The organism is Streptomyces sp. NPDC104367 (genome assembly GCF_055583825.1).
The window spans coordinates 312,225-329,554 of sequence record NZ_JBVJND010000003.1 but is presented as its reverse complement, the minus strand read 5'-3'; the positions used below and the strand labels follow the sequence as shown (position 1 = coordinate 329,554).

At 74.1% G+C, this 17,330-nt stretch carries 14 protein-coding genes; 6 read left to right on the top strand and 8 right to left on the bottom strand.

All coding sequences use genetic code 11. From position 1 onward, the window contains the following. Positions 1-164: 164 nt before the first annotated feature. The 4 genes from ACZ619_RS06975 to ACZ619_RS06960 all read right to left on the bottom strand — a co-directional run bounded on the left by ACZ619_RS06975 (position 165) and on the right by ACZ619_RS06960 (position 4,958). Complete coding sequence (locus tag ACZ619_RS06975; protein ID WP_469595103.1) at positions 165-863, bottom strand: LmeA family phospholipid-binding protein; 699 nt, start codon at positions 861-863, stop codon at positions 165-167. An 89-nt stretch (positions 864-952) separates the two neighbouring features. Beyond that, positions 953-3,178, bottom strand: coding sequence for an MMPL family transporter (locus ACZ619_RS06970; protein WP_469595101.1), 2,226 nt, complete (start codon positions 3,176-3,178; stop codon positions 953-955). Between the two features lie 262 nt (positions 3,179-3,440). Next, positions 3,441-4,088 carry a methyltransferase gene (locus ACZ619_RS06965; protein ID WP_469595099.1) on the bottom strand — a complete coding sequence of 216 codons (648 nt, stop codon included), beginning with the start codon at positions 4,086-4,088 and terminating at the stop codon, positions 3,441-3,443. A 54-nt stretch (positions 4,089-4,142) separates the two neighbouring features. Then, positions 4,143-4,958 (bottom strand): phosphotransferase enzyme family protein, encoded by an 816-nt coding sequence (locus tag ACZ619_RS06960; protein WP_469595096.1) that lies wholly within the window; start codon positions 4,956-4,958, stop codon positions 4,143-4,145. 298 nt (positions 4,959-5,256) lie between these two features. Between ACZ619_RS06960 and ACZ619_RS06955 the strand changes: the two genes are divergently transcribed. Then, a complete protein-coding gene (locus ACZ619_RS06955; RefSeq protein ID WP_469595093.1) occupies positions 5,257-5,946 on the top strand; it encodes a response regulator transcription factor in 690 nt (229 codons plus the stop codon). Further along, complete coding sequence (locus tag ACZ619_RS06950; RefSeq protein WP_469595090.1) at positions 5,943-7,406, top strand: sensor histidine kinase; 1,464 nt, start codon at positions 5,943-5,945, stop codon at positions 7,404-7,406. Before ACZ619_RS06955 ends, ACZ619_RS06950 begins: the two co-directional genes overlap by 4 nt. 81 nt (positions 7,407-7,487) lie before the next feature. Here ACZ619_RS06950 and ACZ619_RS06945 read toward each other — a convergent pair whose 3' ends face one another. The 4 genes from ACZ619_RS06945 to ACZ619_RS06930 all read right to left on the bottom strand — a co-directional run bounded on the left by ACZ619_RS06945 (position 7,488) and on the right by ACZ619_RS06930 (position 11,849). Beyond that, positions 7,488-9,260 carry an ABC transporter ATP-binding protein gene (locus ACZ619_RS06945; protein ID WP_469595088.1) on the bottom strand — a complete coding sequence of 591 codons (1,773 nt, stop codon included), beginning with the start codon at positions 9,258-9,260 and terminating at the stop codon, positions 7,488-7,490. 92 nt (positions 9,261-9,352) lie between these two features. Further along, positions 9,353-9,481 (bottom strand): hypothetical protein, encoded by a 129-nt coding sequence (locus ACZ619_RS06940; RefSeq protein WP_469595086.1) that lies wholly within the window; start codon positions 9,479-9,481, stop codon positions 9,353-9,355. Positions 9,482-9,636: 155 nt separating this feature from the next. Beyond that, entirely contained in the window at positions 9,637-11,355 is a 1,719-nt protein-coding gene (locus ACZ619_RS06935) for an MFS transporter (RefSeq protein WP_469595083.1), read from the bottom strand. Between the two features lie 89 nt (positions 11,356-11,444). Next, positions 11,445-11,849: a MarR family winged helix-turn-helix transcriptional regulator gene (locus ACZ619_RS06930; protein WP_469595285.1), complete on the bottom strand. Its 405-nt coding sequence runs from the start codon at positions 11,847-11,849 to the stop codon at positions 11,445-11,447. Between the two features lie 502 nt (positions 11,850-12,351). On the opposite strand from ACZ619_RS06930, the gene lanL reads away from it, so the two are divergent. The 4 genes from lanL to ACZ619_RS06910 all read left to right on the top strand — a co-directional run bounded on the left by lanL (position 12,352) and on the right by ACZ619_RS06910 (position 17,313). Further along, positions 12,352-15,021, top strand: coding sequence for a class IV lanthionine synthetase LanL (gene lanL / locus ACZ619_RS06925; protein ID WP_469595080.1), 2,670 nt, complete (start codon positions 12,352-12,354; stop codon positions 15,019-15,021). A gap of 46 nt (positions 15,022-15,067) precedes the next feature. After that, positions 15,068-15,223: a VenA family class IV lanthipeptide gene (locus ACZ619_RS06920; RefSeq protein WP_469595078.1), complete on the top strand. Its 156-nt coding sequence runs from the start codon at positions 15,068-15,070 to the stop codon at positions 15,221-15,223. Positions 15,224-15,331: 108 nt separating this feature from the next. Further along, positions 15,332-16,426, top strand: coding sequence for an ATP-binding cassette domain-containing protein (locus ACZ619_RS06915; RefSeq protein ID WP_469595075.1), 1,095 nt, complete (start codon positions 15,332-15,334; stop codon positions 16,424-16,426). Then, the gene (locus tag ACZ619_RS06910; RefSeq protein ID WP_469595072.1) at positions 16,423-17,313 is read left to right on the top strand and encodes an ABC transporter permease; all 891 of its coding nucleotides are present in this window, start codon (positions 16,423-16,425) and stop codon (positions 17,311-17,313) included. Before ACZ619_RS06915 ends, ACZ619_RS06910 begins: the two co-directional genes overlap by 4 nt. Positions 17,314-17,330: the final 17 nt, after the last annotated feature.

The window sequence follows — 17,330 nt, the reverse complement described above, 5'->3', positions numbered from 1 at the left end:
CTGCGCTGGATTGGATCCAAAAACATGCTCAGTGGCTCCCGATTCCCTCTCGTGTCCCCGCGGTTAAAGCCGTGTGAAGCGGACCCCGGAGAACATGCCGGGTCCTGGGCGGTCGGGGCGGGGCCCGCCGGAGCGGTGCGAAGTGCTGCTCCGGCGGGCCCGGTTCAGCCGTCGGCGGAGCCGAGGGCGACGTCGTCCGCGCGGACCGTGCCCGTCAGCCCGGCCGCGGTGACGTCGAGCGCGGTCAGCCGCACCGGACCGGTGCCGGGCTGCTTCGCGGACTGTTCGCGCAGCGCCCGCTCGATCGCGTCGACGATCCCGGCGGGCGCGGGCCGGCCGAGGACGCGGGCCGTCACCAGGGTGAGGGAGACCCGCCCGTCCCTGAGCGCCGGCCGGAGCGTGACGGTGCCCAGCCCGCCGCGCACCGAGACCACGAGGGTGCCGTGCCCCGGATCGGTGCTCACCCCGGAGACGGCCAGGCCCGGCGCGTTCTGCCCCAGGGAGCGCGCGACCGCGTCGGCCGGCACGGTGATCCGGCCGCGCAGCCGCCCGACGCGCGGTGTGCCCCGCACCTCGACGTCCGTCAGCCGCAGGTCCACCGAGGCCCCGGTGAGCCGGCCGAGCCGCGCGTCCTCGCCGGTGACCGTCACCCGGTCGAACCTGCCCCGGGCGAGGCCGAGGAGCGCGGACCCGCCGAGATGCACCCGGTTGTCGCCGATCCGGGCCCGCAGCCGGCCGGAGAGCCGCCCGGCGACGAGCCCGCGCGCGAGGGGTTCGGCGCAGCAGGCGAGCAGCACCAGCAGCACCAGCGGGACCGCGGCGACCACCAGCGGCCGTCGGCCGCGAACGACCGACGAAGCCACTGCGCCCCCGCCCTCTGTTCGGCCTGTTGGGCCTGTTCGGCCTGTTCGGCCTGCTCGGGCTGTTCGGGCTGCTCGGCCCGTCCGGGCCGTCACCGGGGCGTCGGCGCGGACGGAGTCGTCGGCTTGGGCCTGGGCGCGTCCCCGGAGCCCTCCGGGTCCAGTCGCGGCAGGATCCGGTCCAGCCGGCGGGGGATCCACCAGTTGGCGTCGCCGAGCAGGTACATGGCGGCCGGTACCAGCAACAGCCGTACCACCGTGGCGTCCAGGACCACGCTGACGCCCAGCCCCAGCGCCAGCATCTTGATGACGACGCTCGTCGACAGCAGGAAGGCGAGGAACACGCTGGTCATGATCAGCGCGGCACAGGTGATCACCCGGGCCGTGCCCGCCAGCCCGACGGCCACACCGCGGTGGTTGTCGCGCGTCTCCAGCCAGCTCTCCCGCACCCGGGACAGCAGGAAGATCTCGTAGTCCATCGAGAGGCCGAAGACGATCGCGAACATCATCATCGGCACGTACGACTCCACCGGCACGCTCTCGTCGATGCCGAGCAGCGCCGCGCCCCAGCCCCACTGGAAGACCGCCACCACCACACCGAACGACGCGGTGATCGACAGCAGGTTGAGCACCGCCGCCTTCAACGCCACCAGCGGACTGCGGAAGACCGCGAGCAGCAGCACGAAGGCCGCCGCGACCACGACCCCGACGACCACGGGCAGCCGGTCGGCCAGGATGTCCCGGAAGTCCTGCTGGGCCGCGGTGGTACCGGTCAGATACCCGGTCGCCCCCTCGGGGGAGAGCACGTCCGGCAGCACGTCGTCCGCCAGCCGGTGCACCAGGTCCGTGGTGGCCTCCTCCTGCGGCCCGGTGTCCGGCGTGACCGTCGCCGTGAGCAGCGCGCCGTCGGCGGTGGACGCCGGCCGGGTGACGGAGGCGACCCCGGGGGTGCCGGTCAGCGCGTCCCGCAGCGCGTCGGCGAGCGCGTCCCGCTCCGCACCGGTCGTGGCGTGGTCCTTGTCGAGGGTGACCACGACGGTCAGCGGACCGTCGGTGCCCGGCCCGAAACCCTGCGCGACCAGGTCGTAGGCGCGCCGCTCGGTGTACGAGGACGGGGAGGCACCGGCGTCGACATGGCCCAGCCGCAGCGACAGCGCGGGCGCCCCGAGCACGCCCAGCACCACCAGACCCAGCAGCAGGAACGTCCACGGGCGCCGGCGGACCGTCGCGGCCCACCGGTGCCAGACGTCGCCGCTGTCGTCGGGCTCGTCCACCGGGGTGCGCACACGCCAGCGGTCGATCCGCCGCCCGGCCAGGCCCAGCAGCGCGGGGGTCAGGGTGAGCGCGGCCAGGGCGCCGATGAGCACGGTGGTGCCGGCCGCCACGCCCAGCATGCCGATGAAATCGACCCCGGAGGCGAACAGCCCGGCCAGCGCCGCGGTCACGGTGAGCGCGGCCACCAGCACGGCCCGCCCGCTGGTGGCGACGGTCCGCGCGGCCGCCGCCACGGGATCGTCCGCGGTGTGCAGCAGCTTGCGGTGCCGGGTGACGAGGAACAGCGAGTAGTCCAGGCCGACGCCCAGCCCCATCATCGTCGCCAGCGTGGGCGAGGCCGCCGCGAACGAGTACCGCGCCGCGAGCAGCCCGAGCGCGCTCAGCCCGGCGAGCAGCCCGATGATCGCGGTGAGCAGCGGGAACCCGGCCGCCGCCACACTGCCGAACCCCAGCAGCAGCACCAGTACGGCGGTGCCGATGCCGATGGCCTCCGACGCGCGGTCGGCCGCCGCCGGCCGGGCCAGCTGGCCGAGCGGTCCGCCGTACTCCACCGTGACGTCGTCGGAGCGCAGCGCGCGCACGGCGCCGTCCACCCGGTCGACGTAGGACTTCTCGAACTGAGCCGGGTTCTCCCGGAACCTGACCGTGTAGTAGCCGGTACGGCCGTCGTCCGCGACCGCGCCCGCCGTGTCGAGCGGGGCCGCGACCGAGACCACGTCGGGCAGCGCGGCGAGCCGCTTGCCGGCCGCGGTGAGCGTGTCGCGGTGCGCGGTGAGCGGTCCGTCGTCCGAGCGGACGACCACCTGCGCGGCCACACCCCGCGAGCCCGCCGCGCCATGGGCGTTCAGCAGGTCGGAACCGGTACGGGACGGGGTGCCCGACAGGTCGAGGTCGTCGGCGTAGGAGCCGCCCCAGGTGTGGTCGGCGGCCACGGCGGCCAGCAGCACGAGGAGCCACGCACCGATCACCCGCCAGGGGTGGCGCGCGCAGGCGCGGCCCACGCCGTGGAGCAGCCCGCGCCGGGGCGGGCCGGTGTCCGTCACGGGTGTCACGCTGGTTCGGCCGGAGAGTCGCATGCCTTCTTCCCGAGGTCGTGGAAGGGGAGCCGGCCGCGCCCGGGGCGGACGGGCACCGCACGGCGCCGCCCCGCACCCGGCCGGCGGCAGACCGCCCCGGAGTTCGGCCCCGATCATGGCCCGGCGAACAAGAGGGGATCATTGGCGCAGTGTTAGGGGACTGTTAGGCCGCCCCGGCCCAGGACACCGGCCGCACCACCCGCGCTGCCCGGTGCGTGTCTCCACACGCTCAGGTCGCCGACCGCAGCTTGTCGTACCCCACGAAGGTGAAGAGCCGTGTGCCCCGCCGGAGGGACTGGGGCCGGCCGGTGAAACGGTGCACTCCCACGGCCTGGAGCTCGTCCGGGCCGGTGACCCACTCGCGCTCGAAGCCGCGCGCTTCGAACCAGTCGCAGATCGACGGCACTCGGTCGGGTGTCTTGCGATTGCGTGTCCAGATGACCCGGCCTCCGGTCTTGCACAGCTGTCTGCACGCGTCGACGGTGCGCTCGATGTCCCGGTCCACGATGTTGCCGAAGACCCCGCAGATCAGCACCACGTCCGCCGGCACCACCCCGTCGTAGTGATCGAGCAGCGCGGCGTCCGCGGCAACGGCCTCGACACCGTGCAGCTCAGCGGATCCGGCCGCCTCGGCCGCCACCTCCACGTTGCGCGGGTCGAGCTCCACCAGACGCGCACGTACGTCCTGACCACGTGGGTGACCGGGCAGCACCCCCAGCAGGTCGCGGCCCTGACCCGCGCAGAGGCTCACCACCTGCAAGGGCCCGGGAGGGCAGTCCTCCAGCGCCAGACGAATGCGCTCCTGCACGGTGACCAGCCGACGAGCGAGGGGCGAGTCAGCAAGGTCGTACCGGTCCTGCCACTTCTGCCAGTCCATGCGCGGACCCTACGAGAACCCCACGAGCCCTTCAACGCCCTACCTCTCGGCCGGTCATCCCAACAGGGCGGCCGTGAACGTCTCGTGATGGGCCGCCAGCCATTCCTGGATACGGTCCCAGCGCCGCCAGCCACCGTGCTCGGACAGCGCCCGGGTGTAGGCGGGGTCACCGTCGGCCACTCGACCGGCGACGAAGGCCCGGCAGGTCGCGGTGGCCTGCTCGACGACGCCGGGCAGTGCACCGCGTTCCTGGGGGGAGAGGCCGTAGCCGTCGGCGAGGATCCGCAGCCGTGCCGGGGCATCCAGCCCCGCGGGATAGAGAACTGCCGCGGACGTGGGATCAAGCATGGGAACCCAGTAGCGGGCGGTCATGGCGACGTCCCACACCGCTCGGCCGGGGGCCGCCAGGTCGAAATCGATCAGTGCTGTGGCACGGCCGTCGCGGAAGACGACGTTCTCCGGGCACACATCGTTGTGGCACAGCATCGTTCCTCCCGCCGGGTCGGCCAGGGACCGGGGCCACTCGGCGGACGCGTCCACCGCGATGGCCGCGCCCGCGTCGTGCAGGCGCCTCAACAGGCTTCCCACCGATCTCAGCGCGGTCTCGGTCATCGCCCAGCGCGGGAACGGCGGGAGAGCGACGTCGCCGGGGACGAAGGTCAGCTGCTCGCGGCCGTCCGCGGTGAGGCGGACCGGCCTCGGAGCCGCGTCGAACCCCTGCTCTTCGAGCGCGAGGAGATGGGCGTGGAGGGCGCGCGCGGTGCGCGGCGCCGGGCGTTCCACCAGGGCGCCGTGGCGGGTGACCGCGCCCGCGTTCGCCATCCCGCCGATCAGGGCCTCGCCCTCTGGCGTCCCGCCCTCAGCCGTCATGCCGGTCACGCTACCGCCAGGCCGACCGTGCGTCTGATCATGTGCTCCGGCCAGGGACGCAGATGACGACGACGAAGGCCGCGAAGGTGAGTCCGCTGCCCTCGGCGCCGGCCACGACGCCCCGCGCAGGGCTTGTCTCCTCGACGGCCTCCCGGCCCAGGCGCCGGGGCGGATGCGCCCCGAGGCCGCCGACCGCTCGCGACAGCCTCGGCGGTCAAGAGGCCGAAGGACCGGCTTAGGATCACCGTGGGCCCATCGGTACCCGGGGGCCGGTACCCGAGTGGGGGCGGAGGCGGGCATGAGCCGGGGCAGCGGACTGGTGCTGATCGTCGAGGACGACCGGAACATCGCCTCCCTCCAGGAGCTGTACCTGGCCCGCGACGGCTTCGGCACCCACGTCGAGACCGACGGCCTGCTGGGCCTGGACGCGGTCGCGCGGCTCCGGCCCGTGGCGATCGTGCTGGACGTGGCGCTCCCCGGACTGGACGGCGTGACCTTCTGCCGGCGCCTGCGCGAACGCGACGACTGGACCCCCGTCCTGATGGTCACCGCGCGCGCCGACGAGTCCGACCGCATCCTCGGCCTCGAACTCGGCGCCGACGACTACATCACGAAACCCTTCTCCCCGGGCGAACTCGTCGCCCGGGTCAACACCGTGCTGCGCCGCACCCAGGGCCCGCCCGGCGGCCGTACCCACGTGGTCGGCGCCCTGCGCGTGGACACCGCCCGGCGCACCGCGCACCGGGACGGCGCGGCGGTCGAGCTGACCGCGACCGAGTTCAACCTCCTCGTCCACCTCCTCGACCGGCGCGGCCGCGTCTTCACCCGGCGGGAGCTGCTGGCGCAGGTGTGGGGCGAGGAGTCGGCCTACCGCGACCCGCGCGTGGTCGACGTCTACGTGTCGCAGCTGCGCGCCAAGCTCGGCGACGCGAGCCCCGTCCGCACGGTCCGCGGGGTGGGCTACGGCGCCACGGACCCGGCCGGATGACCCGCCCCCGAGGCACCGGCGGGCCGCGCCGCAGGACCGGCCTCGCCGGTGAACTCGTCCTGCTCGCCGGTGTCGTGACCACGCTGACCGTCCTGCTGACCGGGCTGGTCGCCTGGCACACCCTGCGGGGCACCGCCGAGTCCCAGGAACGCGACCAGCTCGCCCGGCAGGCCAAGGTGCTCAGCCGGGTGCCCGCCCTGTCGACGCTCCTGTACGAGGGTGAGCAGCGGATCGCCGGCGCGAACGGCGTCGAGATCGCCGTCGTCGACGCGGCCGGGGTCGTGAGCGGCCCCGCAGCCCCGGCCCTCGACACCGCGCGCCGGGATGTTCTCCTGTCCGGCCGGACGCTCTCCGCGACCGTGGAACTGCGGGGCACCGAGGTCCTCGTGGAGGGCGTCCCGGCCCGCCGGGGCGGCGCCGTCGTCCTCACCCGACCGCTCACCGACGTCGACTCGGCGGCCGCCCGGATGCGCCGCGACCTGCTGCTCCCGCTCGCCGCGGGCCTCGCGGGCGCGGTCGCGGCCGGGATCGCGCCGGCCCGGCGGCTGGCCCGGCCGCTCGGGCACGCCGTGGACGTCGCCGCCCGGCTCGCCGCCGGGGAACGGGGCGTGGCCGACCCCGACCCGACGGCCGCGCCCGGCCCGGCCGAGGCGGTCGAACTGGGGCGGGCCCTGGGCGTCCTGGACTCGGCGCTGGCGAACGGGGAACGCAGGCAGCGGGACTTCCTGCTGTCCGTCTCCCACGAGATCCGCACCCCGCTGACCAGCGTCCTCGGCTACGCGGAGGCACTCGCCGACGACGTCGTACCGGCCGGGCGGCTGCCCGAGGTCGGCCGCATCCTGCACGCCGAGGCCCTGCGCCTCGACCGCTTCCTCGCCGACCTCCTCGACCTGGCCGCGCTGGAGGCCGACGACTTCCGGCTCGACGTCACGGACACCGACCTCGACGCGCTGGTGACTCAGGCCGCGACGACCTGGCGGGAGCGGTGCGCCCGGCACGGCGTCGAGTTCCGGCTGGAGCGTCCCGGCGGGCCCGTGCCGGTGCGCACCGACGGCTTCCGGGTCCGGCAGCTGACGGACTGTCTGCTCGCCAACGCCCTGCGGCTCACCCCAGAGGGCGCTCCCGTCGTGCTCGCCCTGCGCTCCGGTGAGGGTGACGGCGGTGGCGGTGGCGGTGGTGACGGCGGCGCGGCGGTGGAGGTGCGCGACGGGGGACCGGGCCTGACGGAGGACGACATGGCGGTCGCGTTCGACCGGGGCGCCCTGCACGAGCGGTACCGGGGACTGCGCCCGGTCGGCACCGGCCTGGGCCTCGCCATTGCTTACCGCCTGGCCACCCGCCTGGACGCCACCCTGACCCCCCGCCCCCGAGGCCCGGAGGGCGGCGCCGTCTTCACCCTCCGCCTGCCGCCCCCGAAGGACCCGCCGCCGGACCGGCTCCCGCAGGACCCGTTCCCGTAGGACCCGCCGCCGGACCGGTCCGGCACCAATCCGGCACCACCTGATGCGACCGACGGCACCCGGCTCCGGCCGCCGTGCCGTTCACGCCGCCTCCCAGCCCGGGGGTGTGCAGGTCGCGGTGGTGCCGGACAGGTGGAGGACGAGGTCGGCGTGGGCGGTCAGGCGCAGGTCGTGGGTGATGAGGAACGTCGTGCGGCCCGCGGCAAGACGGCGCAGGGGCGCCATGATGCGGGCCGTCGCCGCGTCGTCCAGGCCCGCCGTCGGTTCGTCGAGCACGAGCACCGGCGCGTCGCGCAGCATCGCCCGGGCCAGCGCGATCCTGCGGCGCTGTCCGCCGGAGAGGCGGCTGCCGCGTCGGCCGACGGGGGCGTCGTAGCCGTCGGGAAGCGCGGCCACGAAGTCGTGCGCGTCGGCCGCGACGGTGGCGGCGCGGATCTCCGCGTCGGTGGCGTCGGGCCGCCCGTAGGCGATGTTCTCGCGGACCGTGCCGTCGAAGAGCATGCTCTCCTGCGGCAGCAGGGTGATGTGCCGGCGCACCTCGTCGACCGGGAGCGCGGCGAGGTCCCGGCCGTCGAGCAGGATGCGGCCCCGCGAGGGCTCGTGGAAGCGCAGCAGCAGCGCGGCCAGGGTCGACTTGCCCGCGCCGCTGGGCCCGGTCACCGCGACCAGGAGACCCGGCGGTACGTCGAGACGCACCCGGTCCAGGACGGGCCGCCGCCCGCCGGGATAGGTGAAACCGACGTCCTCGAAGGCGACCGCGCCGCGCACCGGACCGACGAGCGGCGGCAGATCGGGGCGCGGGGTGCTCACGTGCGCGGGGGCGGTGCGCAGGACCTCGACGAGCCGTTCGCAGGCGGCGGTCGCGGAGGAGGCGCCGACGACCAGTTCACCGAGTTCCTCCAGCCGGGGGTGGAGATACCCGAGGTAGGCGGCGAAGGCGAGCAGCCCGCCGACGCTCAGCCGGTGCGCGGAGATCTGCCAGGCGCCGGCCCCGAGCACCGTCAGCACGCTCACCGTCTCCAGGAGTTCGCCGAGCGGGCCGTACACCGACGACAGCCGGATCTGCCGGAGCCCGGCCCGCATCCAGTCCCGCCCCTCGCGGTGCACCTTGGCCCGCTCGGCCCGCTGGCGGCCGTACGCCTGCACCAGGGGCATGTTGGCGAGGCTCTCCTCCAGCAGCGAGGCCAGCCGGCCGTTGCTGTCGCGTTCCGCGCGGGTCGCGCCGCGCATCAGCCTGCCGAACACCCGGGCGCCGATCCAGATCAGCGGGGCCGCGGCGAACGTGATCAGGGCCAGCCGCCAGCTCGTGCGCAGGGCCGCCGCGGCGAAGACGAGCGCGGCGACGGCCGAGGTGAGCAGTTCGACGGGGGCGGAGGCCACCAGGGTCTCGACGACCTCGACGTCCCCGGTGAGACGGGAGACGAGGTCGCCCGTGCCGTAGCGGTCCAGGCCGTCCGGCGGCAGCCGCTGGAGGTGGTCGAAGAGGCGGTCGCGCAGCCCGAGGAGGAAGTGCTCGCTCGTCCAGCCGGCCAGAGCGCCGCCGGCCGCGGCGGCGAGCGCGCCGACCGCCGCCAGCGCGAGCCACAGGGCCGCGGGGTCCCAGAACCGGGCGAGGTCGCCGGGGGCGAGCACCTCGTCGGTGAGGCGGCCCGCGATGCCGATCGCGCCCGCGTCGCAGCCCGCCGACACCACCAGCAGCAGCGCCGAGACCAGGACGGCGGTGCGGTTGCCGCTGACCAGCGGCCAGAACGTACGGAACGCGGCCCACGGCGAGAGCCGGGCGTGCCGCGTACGCCCCGCGGCGGCGGCCGGGTGCGCGGGGGCGGACGGGTCGAGCGGTGCGGCGGTGGCCATGGCCGGCCGGTACTCCCTGGCTCCAGGGGCGGACCGGGGCCGTCCGCTCCCGAGGGAGAGCGGTCCGGCCCCGGCGCCGTCCGGCGGTGGCGTTACTTGCCGTGCTTCTTGTGCTTGCGGTGGTGCTTCTTGTGGTGGTGCTTGTGGTGCGCCTCCTTGGCGGCACACCCCACTTCCTTCTTCTTGGCCTTCTTGGCCAGTGTGATCTTCGCGAAGGACACGGCCGCGCCTCCTTTCCCATTCGACCGAACGCGGTACGCCGGTGAATACGGGGGCTGAAGGAGCGCGATTCAAGAAGGGAGTTGTGGGTTGAATGAGATTCCCTTACCGAACCCACAACCTGAAATCCGAGTCAAATACAGGGGGTTCGCGACGGTCAGGCCGGGCTGTCGCGCAGTTCGACGAGCGTGGACGCGGTCAGCCGCAGCGGCTCGTCGGCCGGGTCGACGAGGACGACCGTGCAGGTCGCGGCGTGCGCCAGGGCGGTGGTGAGACTGCCGTCGGCGAACTGGGCGAGCGGTCCGCGCGGTGAGCGTCCGACGGCCACGGCACGGGCCTGTACCTCGGCCGCGTGCCGGGCCAGCACCCGCCCGGCGGCGGCGTGGTCGCCGACGCTGTCCAGGATCTGGCCGGTGGCGGCGAGGCCCCGGGCGGCGAGCCGGTCGAGGTGGGCGGTGACGGCGGCCCGGGCCTCGGCGGCGCTCTCGGTCTCCGCGGCCTGCTCCTCCACCACGGCGGTCCGCTGGACGTGGACCACCTCCAGCGGGCTTCCGGTGTCCCGGGCGAGCCGGGCGGCGGCGTCGATGACGGCCGCGGCCCGCTCGTGCGCCCCGACGGCCACGACGACCGGGCCCGTGCCGGGCGCGGCCCGCCGTCCGACCGGGGTCAGGCTCGGGACGGCCGGTCCGCCGCCGAGGCGGGCCTCCGCGTCGCGCAGCAGCCGGTGCCCGCCGGCCAGTACCGGGATCGCCAGCAGGAAGGTACCGGCACCCAGGTAGAACGGGACGCTCAGGTCGGTGGCGTCGGCGAGCTTCCCGGCGACGTACGGGGCCAGGCCGCCGCCGATGAAGCGCAGGAAGCCGTACGCCGAGGAGGCCACGGGGCGTTCGACCGGCGAGACCACCATCACCGCCTGTGTGGTGAGGGTGTTGTTGACGCCGATGAAGACGCCGCTCACGATCACCGCGACGATCACCACCGAGGGCGTGCCGACCCCGGCGGCGATGACGGCCATCACCGCGCCGAGGCCGACGAGGTTCGCGTACAGGACCGGCGCGGTGCCGAAGCGGGCCTGGAGCCGGGGCGCGAAGAACACGCTGAACGCGGCGACCAGCAGGCCCCAGGCGGTGAAGACCAGGCCCAGTCGGCGGGCGTCGAGCTCCATCGGGTAGGGCGCGTAGCCGAGCATGGTGAAGAAGCCCCAGTTGTAGAGCAGGGCCATGAGGCCCATGGTCAGCAGACCGCGGTGGCGCAGCGCCGCGATCGGGGCGAGGGGCGAGGTGCGGCGCTCGGGCCGGGGCGGCGCGGGCACGAAGGCCAGCGTCGCGACGAGGGCGACGGCCATGAGGACGGCGACCCCGAAGAACGGCCCGCGCCAGCTGATGGCCCCCAGCTCGCCGCCCAGCAGGGGGCCGACGGCTATCCCGAGGCCGAGGGCGGTCTCGTAGAGGATGATCGCGCCGCCGAACCCGCCGCTCGCCGAGGCGACGATGACGGCCAGCGAGGTGGCGATGAACAGGGCGTTGCCCAGTCCCCAGCCGGCGCGGAAGCCGACGATGCCGTCGATGGAGCCGGAGGCGCCGGCGAGCGCGGCGAACACGACGATGACCGCGAGGCCGGTGACCAGCGTGCGCTTGGCGCCGATCCGGCTGGACACCCAGCCGACGACCAGCATGGCGACCGCGGTCACGATGAGATAGCTGCTGAACAGGAGCGAGACCTGGCTGGGCGTGGCGTGCAGGCTGTCGGCCAGCGCGGGCAGGATCGGGTCCACCAGGCCGATGCCCATGAACGAGATCACGCAGGCGAACGCCACGGCCCACACGGCCTTCGGCTGCCTGAAGGGGCTCGCGGCCCTGGGATGCGGTGCACTCATCAGCGGTCCTCTTTCCGGATGCGGACGGACAGGAGAGCGGGCGGTCCTCGACGGGGGAGGCCGTGCGGGGAGAGCGAGCGGGGGACGGCTCAGCCGCGGCTCCGGCGTTCCTCGATGACGCGGGCCAGGGCGGGCAGGGCGAGCCGTACGGCCCGCTGTTCGGGCCCGGTCAGCTCCTCGACCAGGTCGTGCAGGGCGAGGGTCCGTTCGGCCCGTCTGCGGCGGAAGACGTCGAGGCCGGTCCCGGTGATCTCCACGAGGACACCGCGGCCGTCGGTGCTGTCGGCGGTGCGGGCCACCAGTCCGGCCCGCTCCAGCCGGCCGACCAGCTGGGTCATGCCCGGCTGCGACACGCCCTCGGCACGGGCGAGTTCGGTCAGCCGCAGCGGGCCCTCCCGGCCCAGCCGGGCGAGCGCCGAGGAGGCGGCGGTGCTCAGGCCGCCGGCGGTGGCGCTCTGCCGGACATGCCGCACCAACTGCTCGACGGCGAGCATCAGTTGCTCCGGCGACCCCGGGGGATCCTGCACGCCGGCCGCCGTGGCACCGCCGTCCCGGCCTTCGAACCACTTGTCCATAACGGCATTATGCATCTAGGTGTACCGTGAAACAATGGGTCCGGCGACCGCGGTCCGCGGGGGCGGTCGCGGGGGGCGACCGATTTTGTTTCTCTGTGGTGATTTCTCGACCGTGTGTGGCGCGGTACCAATCGAGTCCCTGATCGAAAGTGATGATTCGCCTTTTCGTGAATCCATTATTCGGAATGCATCAATTCGGTTGTTTATCCTTCTCGGGTGCCGGAAGGCGCGTCATCGAACAGGCGAAGTATTCTGACCTGCGGACTTGTGCGCCTCTATTCGCGCCGTAATGCGCCGTTAATCTTCCGGACGACACCGTGCGCTCGCCGAATCAAGTGACGCTCGTCGAGTGCGGGCGGTACATTCCTTCTTGCTGAAAGGAAATTCCAGCCGGCGGTTCTCACCGTTGAGAGGGACACGTATGACGAGCCACGCGACGGAAGTCGACCTCGAAAGTCTGCTACGCGACAAGTTACAGGCAACGGGTACGAGTGAGCGTTGGACGACCGACGCGGACGACATGTGGTGCCGCCTCACCTCCCAGTCCGGAATTCGACTCCGGCAGGGCTGGAAACTGCACGTGTCCGCGACGTCCGGCTCCGCACCGGAAGTCCTCGTGAAGGCATTGGACGTACTGCTGCGCGAGGAGGCGGGATTCAAGTTCGTCCGCTCCCTCGACCAGGTGAGCGCGCTCAACTCCCGTGCCACTCCGCGGGGAAGTTCGGGCAAGTTCATCACCGTCTACCCGCCCTCCGACGGCGACGCGGCCCGTATCGCGCTGGAGCTGCACCGGGCCACCAAGGGACTGGCCGGCCCGCGGATCCTGTCCGACCAGCCCTACGCCCCCAACAGCCTGGTGCACTACCGCTACGGCGCCTTCGTCGGCCGGCGGCGGCTCTCGGACCAGGGCCTGCTGGTCTGGTTCATCGAGGACCCCGACGGCAATCCCGTGGAGGACAAGCGGACCGGGCAGTACTCCCCGCCCCCCTGGGCCGTCAGCCCGTTCCCCGCCTCGGTGCCGCTGCCACCGCAGCAGGAGAAGGCCGCGAGCCGGCCGGTACTGCTCGGCGGCCGGTTCTCGGTCCGGGAGGCGATCCGGCACACCAACAAGGGCGGTGTCTACCGGGGCACCGACGTCACCACCGGCGCACCCGTGGTCATCAAGGAGGCCCGCCCGCACGTCGAGGGCGACGCCGCCGGCTCCGACGTCCGCGACTGGCTGCGGGCCGAGGCCAGGACGCTGGAGAAACTCAAGGACAGCGGACTGGCACCCGAGCCGCTCGCCATGTTCGAGACCGGCGGGCACCTGTTCCTCGCCCAGGAGGAGGTGCCGGGCGTCCCGCTGCGCAACTGGGTCGCCGAACGCTTCCGCGACGTCGGCGCCGAACGCTACCGGGCGGACGCGCTCGCCCAGGTCGCACGCCTGGTGGAGCTGGTCGCGGCCGCACACGAACGCGGCTGCGTACTGAGGGACTTCACACCCGGCAACGTGATGGTCCGCCCCGACGGCGAACTGCGCCTGATCGACCTGGAGCTCGCCGCCCTGGAGGGCGACGCCACGCTCCCGACCCAGGTGGGCACACCCGGCTTCAGCGCCCCCGAGCGCCTGGCGGACGCTCCCGTCTCCCCGACGGCCGACTACTACAGCCTCGGCGCCACCGTGTGCTTCGTGCTCGCCGGCAAGGTACCGAACCTGCTGGCCGAGGAGCCGGCCGCCAGAACCGCGGAGCAGCGGTTCGCCGAATGGCTGACCGCCTGCGCCGGGACGCTGCGCCTGCCGGACGGGCTGACGGCGATGATCCTCGGGCTGACCAGGGACGATCCCGCCGAGCGCTGGGACCCCGCCAGAGCCCGTGAGGCCCTGCGCCGCACGGACCCCGCGCCACCCGGGCGGCCCGCCGGACCCGCGCGGACCGGCCCGCCGGGCACCGGTACGCAGGACGCGGTCACCGGGATGGTGAACCACCTCGTCGAATCGATGACCCCGGACGGCGGACCGCGGCTGTGGCCGGTCTCCACCCTGGCCGGCGAGACCGACCCCTGCACCGTGCAGCAGGGCGCGGCGGGCGTACTCGCGGTCCTGACCCGGTACTTCGAGCTCAGCGGCGACCCGCGGCTGCCGGAGCTGATCTCCACCGCGGGCCACTGGATCGCCGCGCGCACCGACACCGGCTCCATCCGCCCGGGCCTGCACTTCGGCGGCCGCGGGATCGCCTGGGCGCTGTACGACGCCGGACGCGCCGTAGACGACCGCGCCCTCACGGACCACGCGGTGGCCCTGGCACTGGCCCCGCTGGAGTCGACGCTCAGTCACGACATCACCCACGGCAGCGCGGGCGGCGGACTCGCCGCCGCCCACCTGTGGCACCGCACCGGTGACCCGCGCCTGGCCGAACGGGTCGTCGACGCGGCCGACCTGCTGGCCGCCGCCGCACAGCCGGAACCGTCGGGCGTGAGCTGGCCCGTCCCCGCCGAGGCCGTCTCCGAGGAGGCCGGCAAACGCTACCTGGGCTTCGCCCACGGCAGCGCCGGCATCGGCTGCTTCCTCCTCGCCGCCGCCGACGTCTCCCACCGGCTGGAGTACCTGGAACTGGCCCTGGCGGCGGGTGAACACCTGGTGGCCAACGCCGTGATGGTCGGCCGGGCCGCCCAGTGGCCCGCCCAGGCCACCGACCTGCCCACGGCCCCGTACTGGTGCCACGGCTCGGCCGGCATCGGATCCTTCCTGGTCCGGCTCTGGCGGCGGACCGGGGACAAACGGTTCGGCGACCTCGCCCGCGGCGCCGCCCACGCCGTCGTGGAGCGCTCCTCCCGGGCCGCCGTCGCCCAGTGCCACGGACTGGCGGGCAACGGCGACTTCCTCCTCGACATGGCCGAGGCCACCGGGGACCCGTCCTACCTGGCGATGGCCGAGGACGTGGCCCGCCTGATCGTCTCCGAAAGCGCCCGCCGCGGCAGCCACGTCGTCCTCCCCAACGAGTACGGGGACGTCTCGACCAGCTGGAGCGACGGCGCCGCAGGAATCCTGGCGTTCCTCCTGAGGACACGCCACACAGACCCCCGGCACTGGACCGTCCAGCAGCCGGGCTGAGCGACAGGGACCTCCCTGCCGCCACCGCACAGAGAAGGAGAATGTCATGGAGAACCAGGCTCTCGAGCTGCTGGCCCACCTGCACGCCCTTCCGGAGACCGACCCGGTCGGCGTCGACGGAGCGCAGTTCAGCGGTACGTGTGCGTGCGTCGGCCTGCTGACGCTGCTCAACACCGTCTGCGTGGGCGTCAGCTGCGCCTAGCCGACAGACCTCCGGCCGGTGGCTGCCCCCGCGCTGCCACCGGCCGGAGCACAGGCCGCTGCGGCCGGCAGGCCCGTGGAAGACACCCCCGTGGACGAGGACCCGACCATGCAGCCACCCGCCGCCGACGGCGCCCGCACCCGGGCGACCTCCCCGACCACCGCCCCCGCGGGCCCGGCCCGCACCCCGTCCGCCGCCCGGCCGCAGTACGCGATCAGCACCCGCGGCCTGGTCAAGAGCTACGCGGGCCCGGACGGCACCACCACCGACGCCGTCCGCGGCCTCGACCTGGACGTCCTCAGGGGCGAGACCTTCGCCTTCCTCGGCCCCAACGGCGCCGGGAAGTCCACCACGCTCGCCCTGCTGTGCGCCCTGGCCCGCCCCACCGCCGGACAGGCCACGGTGGCGGGCGTCGACGTGCTCACCCGGCCTGACCAGGTACGCAGAGTGGTCGGGATGCTCTTCCAGCACAGCGCCCTGGACCCGGACCTGACGGCCGAACAGAACCTCTACATCCACGCCCGCCTCTACGGACTGCGCCGCCGCCCCGCCCGCGTGCGCGTCACCGAGACCCTCGACACGGTCGGACTTGCCGACCGGCGGCGTTCCCCGGTGCGCGCCCTGTCCGGAGGCATGCGCCGCCGTCTGGAGCTCGCCCGTGGCCTGCTGCACGCGCCCCAGGTGCTGTTCCTGGACGAACCGACCACCGGACTCGACCCGCACGCCCGCGCCCAGGTCTGGGAGCATCTGCGGCTGCTGCGCGACCGGCACGGCAGCACCCTCTTCGTCACCACCCACTACCTGGAGGAGGCGGAGCACTGCGACCGCCTCGGCATCCTCGACCAGGGCCGCCTCGTCGCCCAGGGCACGCCCCACGCGCTGAAGGCCGCGATCGGCGACGACCGGGTGGTGCTGCGGACCGGCGACGACCCGAAGGCCCGGCAGGTCGTCGGCCGGACCGCGCCGCCCGGCGTCGCCGTCACCCTGGACACCGAGGGGATCTCCCTGCGGGTGCCGGGCGGCAGCGCCTGGATTCCCCGCCTGTGCGCGGCACTCGAGGCCCACGGCATCGCCGTGCACGCCGCGTCCGCGACCCCGCCGACCCTCGACGACGTCTTCTTCCACCACACCGGCCGCAGCATCCACGCGCCGGGCTCCCCGGTTCCGGACGGGCCCGCCGCGGCGGCCGAGGAGGCCCCATGACCGCACCCGCCCTCCCGGCCCCGGACACCACCGGCACGTCCGACGACCCCGCCGCCCCCGGCGGCGCGGGCCGGGAACCGAGGCCGCCGCTGCGCCACGAACTGCGCGCGGTGCACGCCCTGGTCCACCGCGATCTGCTGCGCCTGGCGTCCCAGCCCGTCCACACCGGCCTGATGCTCGTCCAGCCGGTGCTCTACCTCTTCGTGCTGGGCGGCGGCCTGGCCGCCCTGATCCCCGACTCCTCGCTGGGCGTCGGCTACCAGGCCTACCTCTTCCCGGGCATGCTGATGATGACGGTGCAGGCACCGGCCATCATCGTCGGCATCCGTCTGATCACCGACCGGCAGAGCGGCTACCTGCGGGAACTGCTGATGGCCCCGGTCAGCCGGCCCACCCTCCTGCTCGGCTGCTGCGCCGGCGGGACCATCGTCTCCACGGTCCAGGGCACCGTCCTGCTCGGCCTGGCCGGCGCCGTCGGCCTGCCCTACGACCCGCCCCTGCTGGCGCTGCTCCTGGCCGGCATGGTGCTGGCCTCCTTCGCGATCACGGCCCTGTCCCTGCTGCCGGCCGTGAGCCTGGAGCGGCCCGAGTTCTTCCACATGCTGCTCGGCCTGGTGATGATGCCGCTGCTGTTCCTCTCCGGCGGCTTCTTCCCGTTGCAGAACCTGCCCGGCTGGACCCACGCCCTGGTCGCCGTCAACCCGCTCGCCTACGGGGTGGACCTGCTGCGCCGCTGCATCGCGCTGCGGGTGACGGACCAGGTGGCCACCCCGGGCATCGAGTGGTTCGGCTGGCGGCCGCCCCTGCTCCTGGAGGGCGCCGTCCTGCTGGTCTGCGGCATCGTGGCCCTGGTCCTGGCCGCCCGCCGCTTCAGCCGCCCCGAGTAGGGCGCGCCCGAGGGCGT

Excerpts from the sequence above, each read along its gene's own strand:
- ACZ619_RS06960 (WP_469595096.1), bottom strand. The coding sequence starts at position 4,958 with ATGACGGCTGAGGGCGGGACGCCAGAGGGCGAGGCCCTGATCGGCGGG.
- ACZ619_RS06935 (WP_469595083.1), bottom strand. The coding sequence starts at position 11,355 with ATGAGTGCACCGCATCCCAGGGCCGCGAGCCCCTTCAGGCAGCCGAAG.
- lanL (WP_469595080.1), top strand. The coding sequence starts at position 12,352 with ATGACGAGCCACGCGACGGAAGTCGACCTCGAAAGTCTGCTACGCGAC.
- ACZ619_RS06945 (WP_469595088.1), bottom strand. The coding sequence starts at position 9,260 with ATGGCCACCGCCGCACCGCTCGACCCGTCCGCCCCCGCGCACCCGGCC.
- ACZ619_RS06910 (WP_469595072.1), top strand. The coding sequence starts at position 16,423 with ATGACCGCACCCGCCCTCCCGGCCCCGGACACCACCGGCACGTCCGAC.
- ACZ619_RS06965 (WP_469595099.1), bottom strand. The coding sequence starts at position 4,088 with ATGGACTGGCAGAAGTGGCAGGACCGGTACGACCTTGCTGACTCGCCC.
- ACZ619_RS06950 (WP_469595090.1), top strand. The coding sequence starts at position 5,943 with ATGACCCGCCCCCGAGGCACCGGCGGGCCGCGCCGCAGGACCGGCCTC.
- ACZ619_RS06915 (WP_469595075.1), top strand. The coding sequence starts at position 15,332 with ATGCAGCCACCCGCCGCCGACGGCGCCCGCACCCGGGCGACCTCCCCG.
- ACZ619_RS06930 (WP_469595285.1), bottom strand. The coding sequence starts at position 11,849 with ATGCTCGCCGTCGAGCAGTTGGTGCGGCATGTCCGGCAGAGCGCCACC.
- ACZ619_RS06955 (WP_469595093.1), top strand. The coding sequence starts at position 5,257 with ATGAGCCGGGGCAGCGGACTGGTGCTGATCGTCGAGGACGACCGGAAC.
- ACZ619_RS06920 (WP_469595078.1), top strand. The coding sequence starts at position 15,068 with ATGGAGAACCAGGCTCTCGAGCTGCTGGCCCACCTGCACGCCCTTCCG.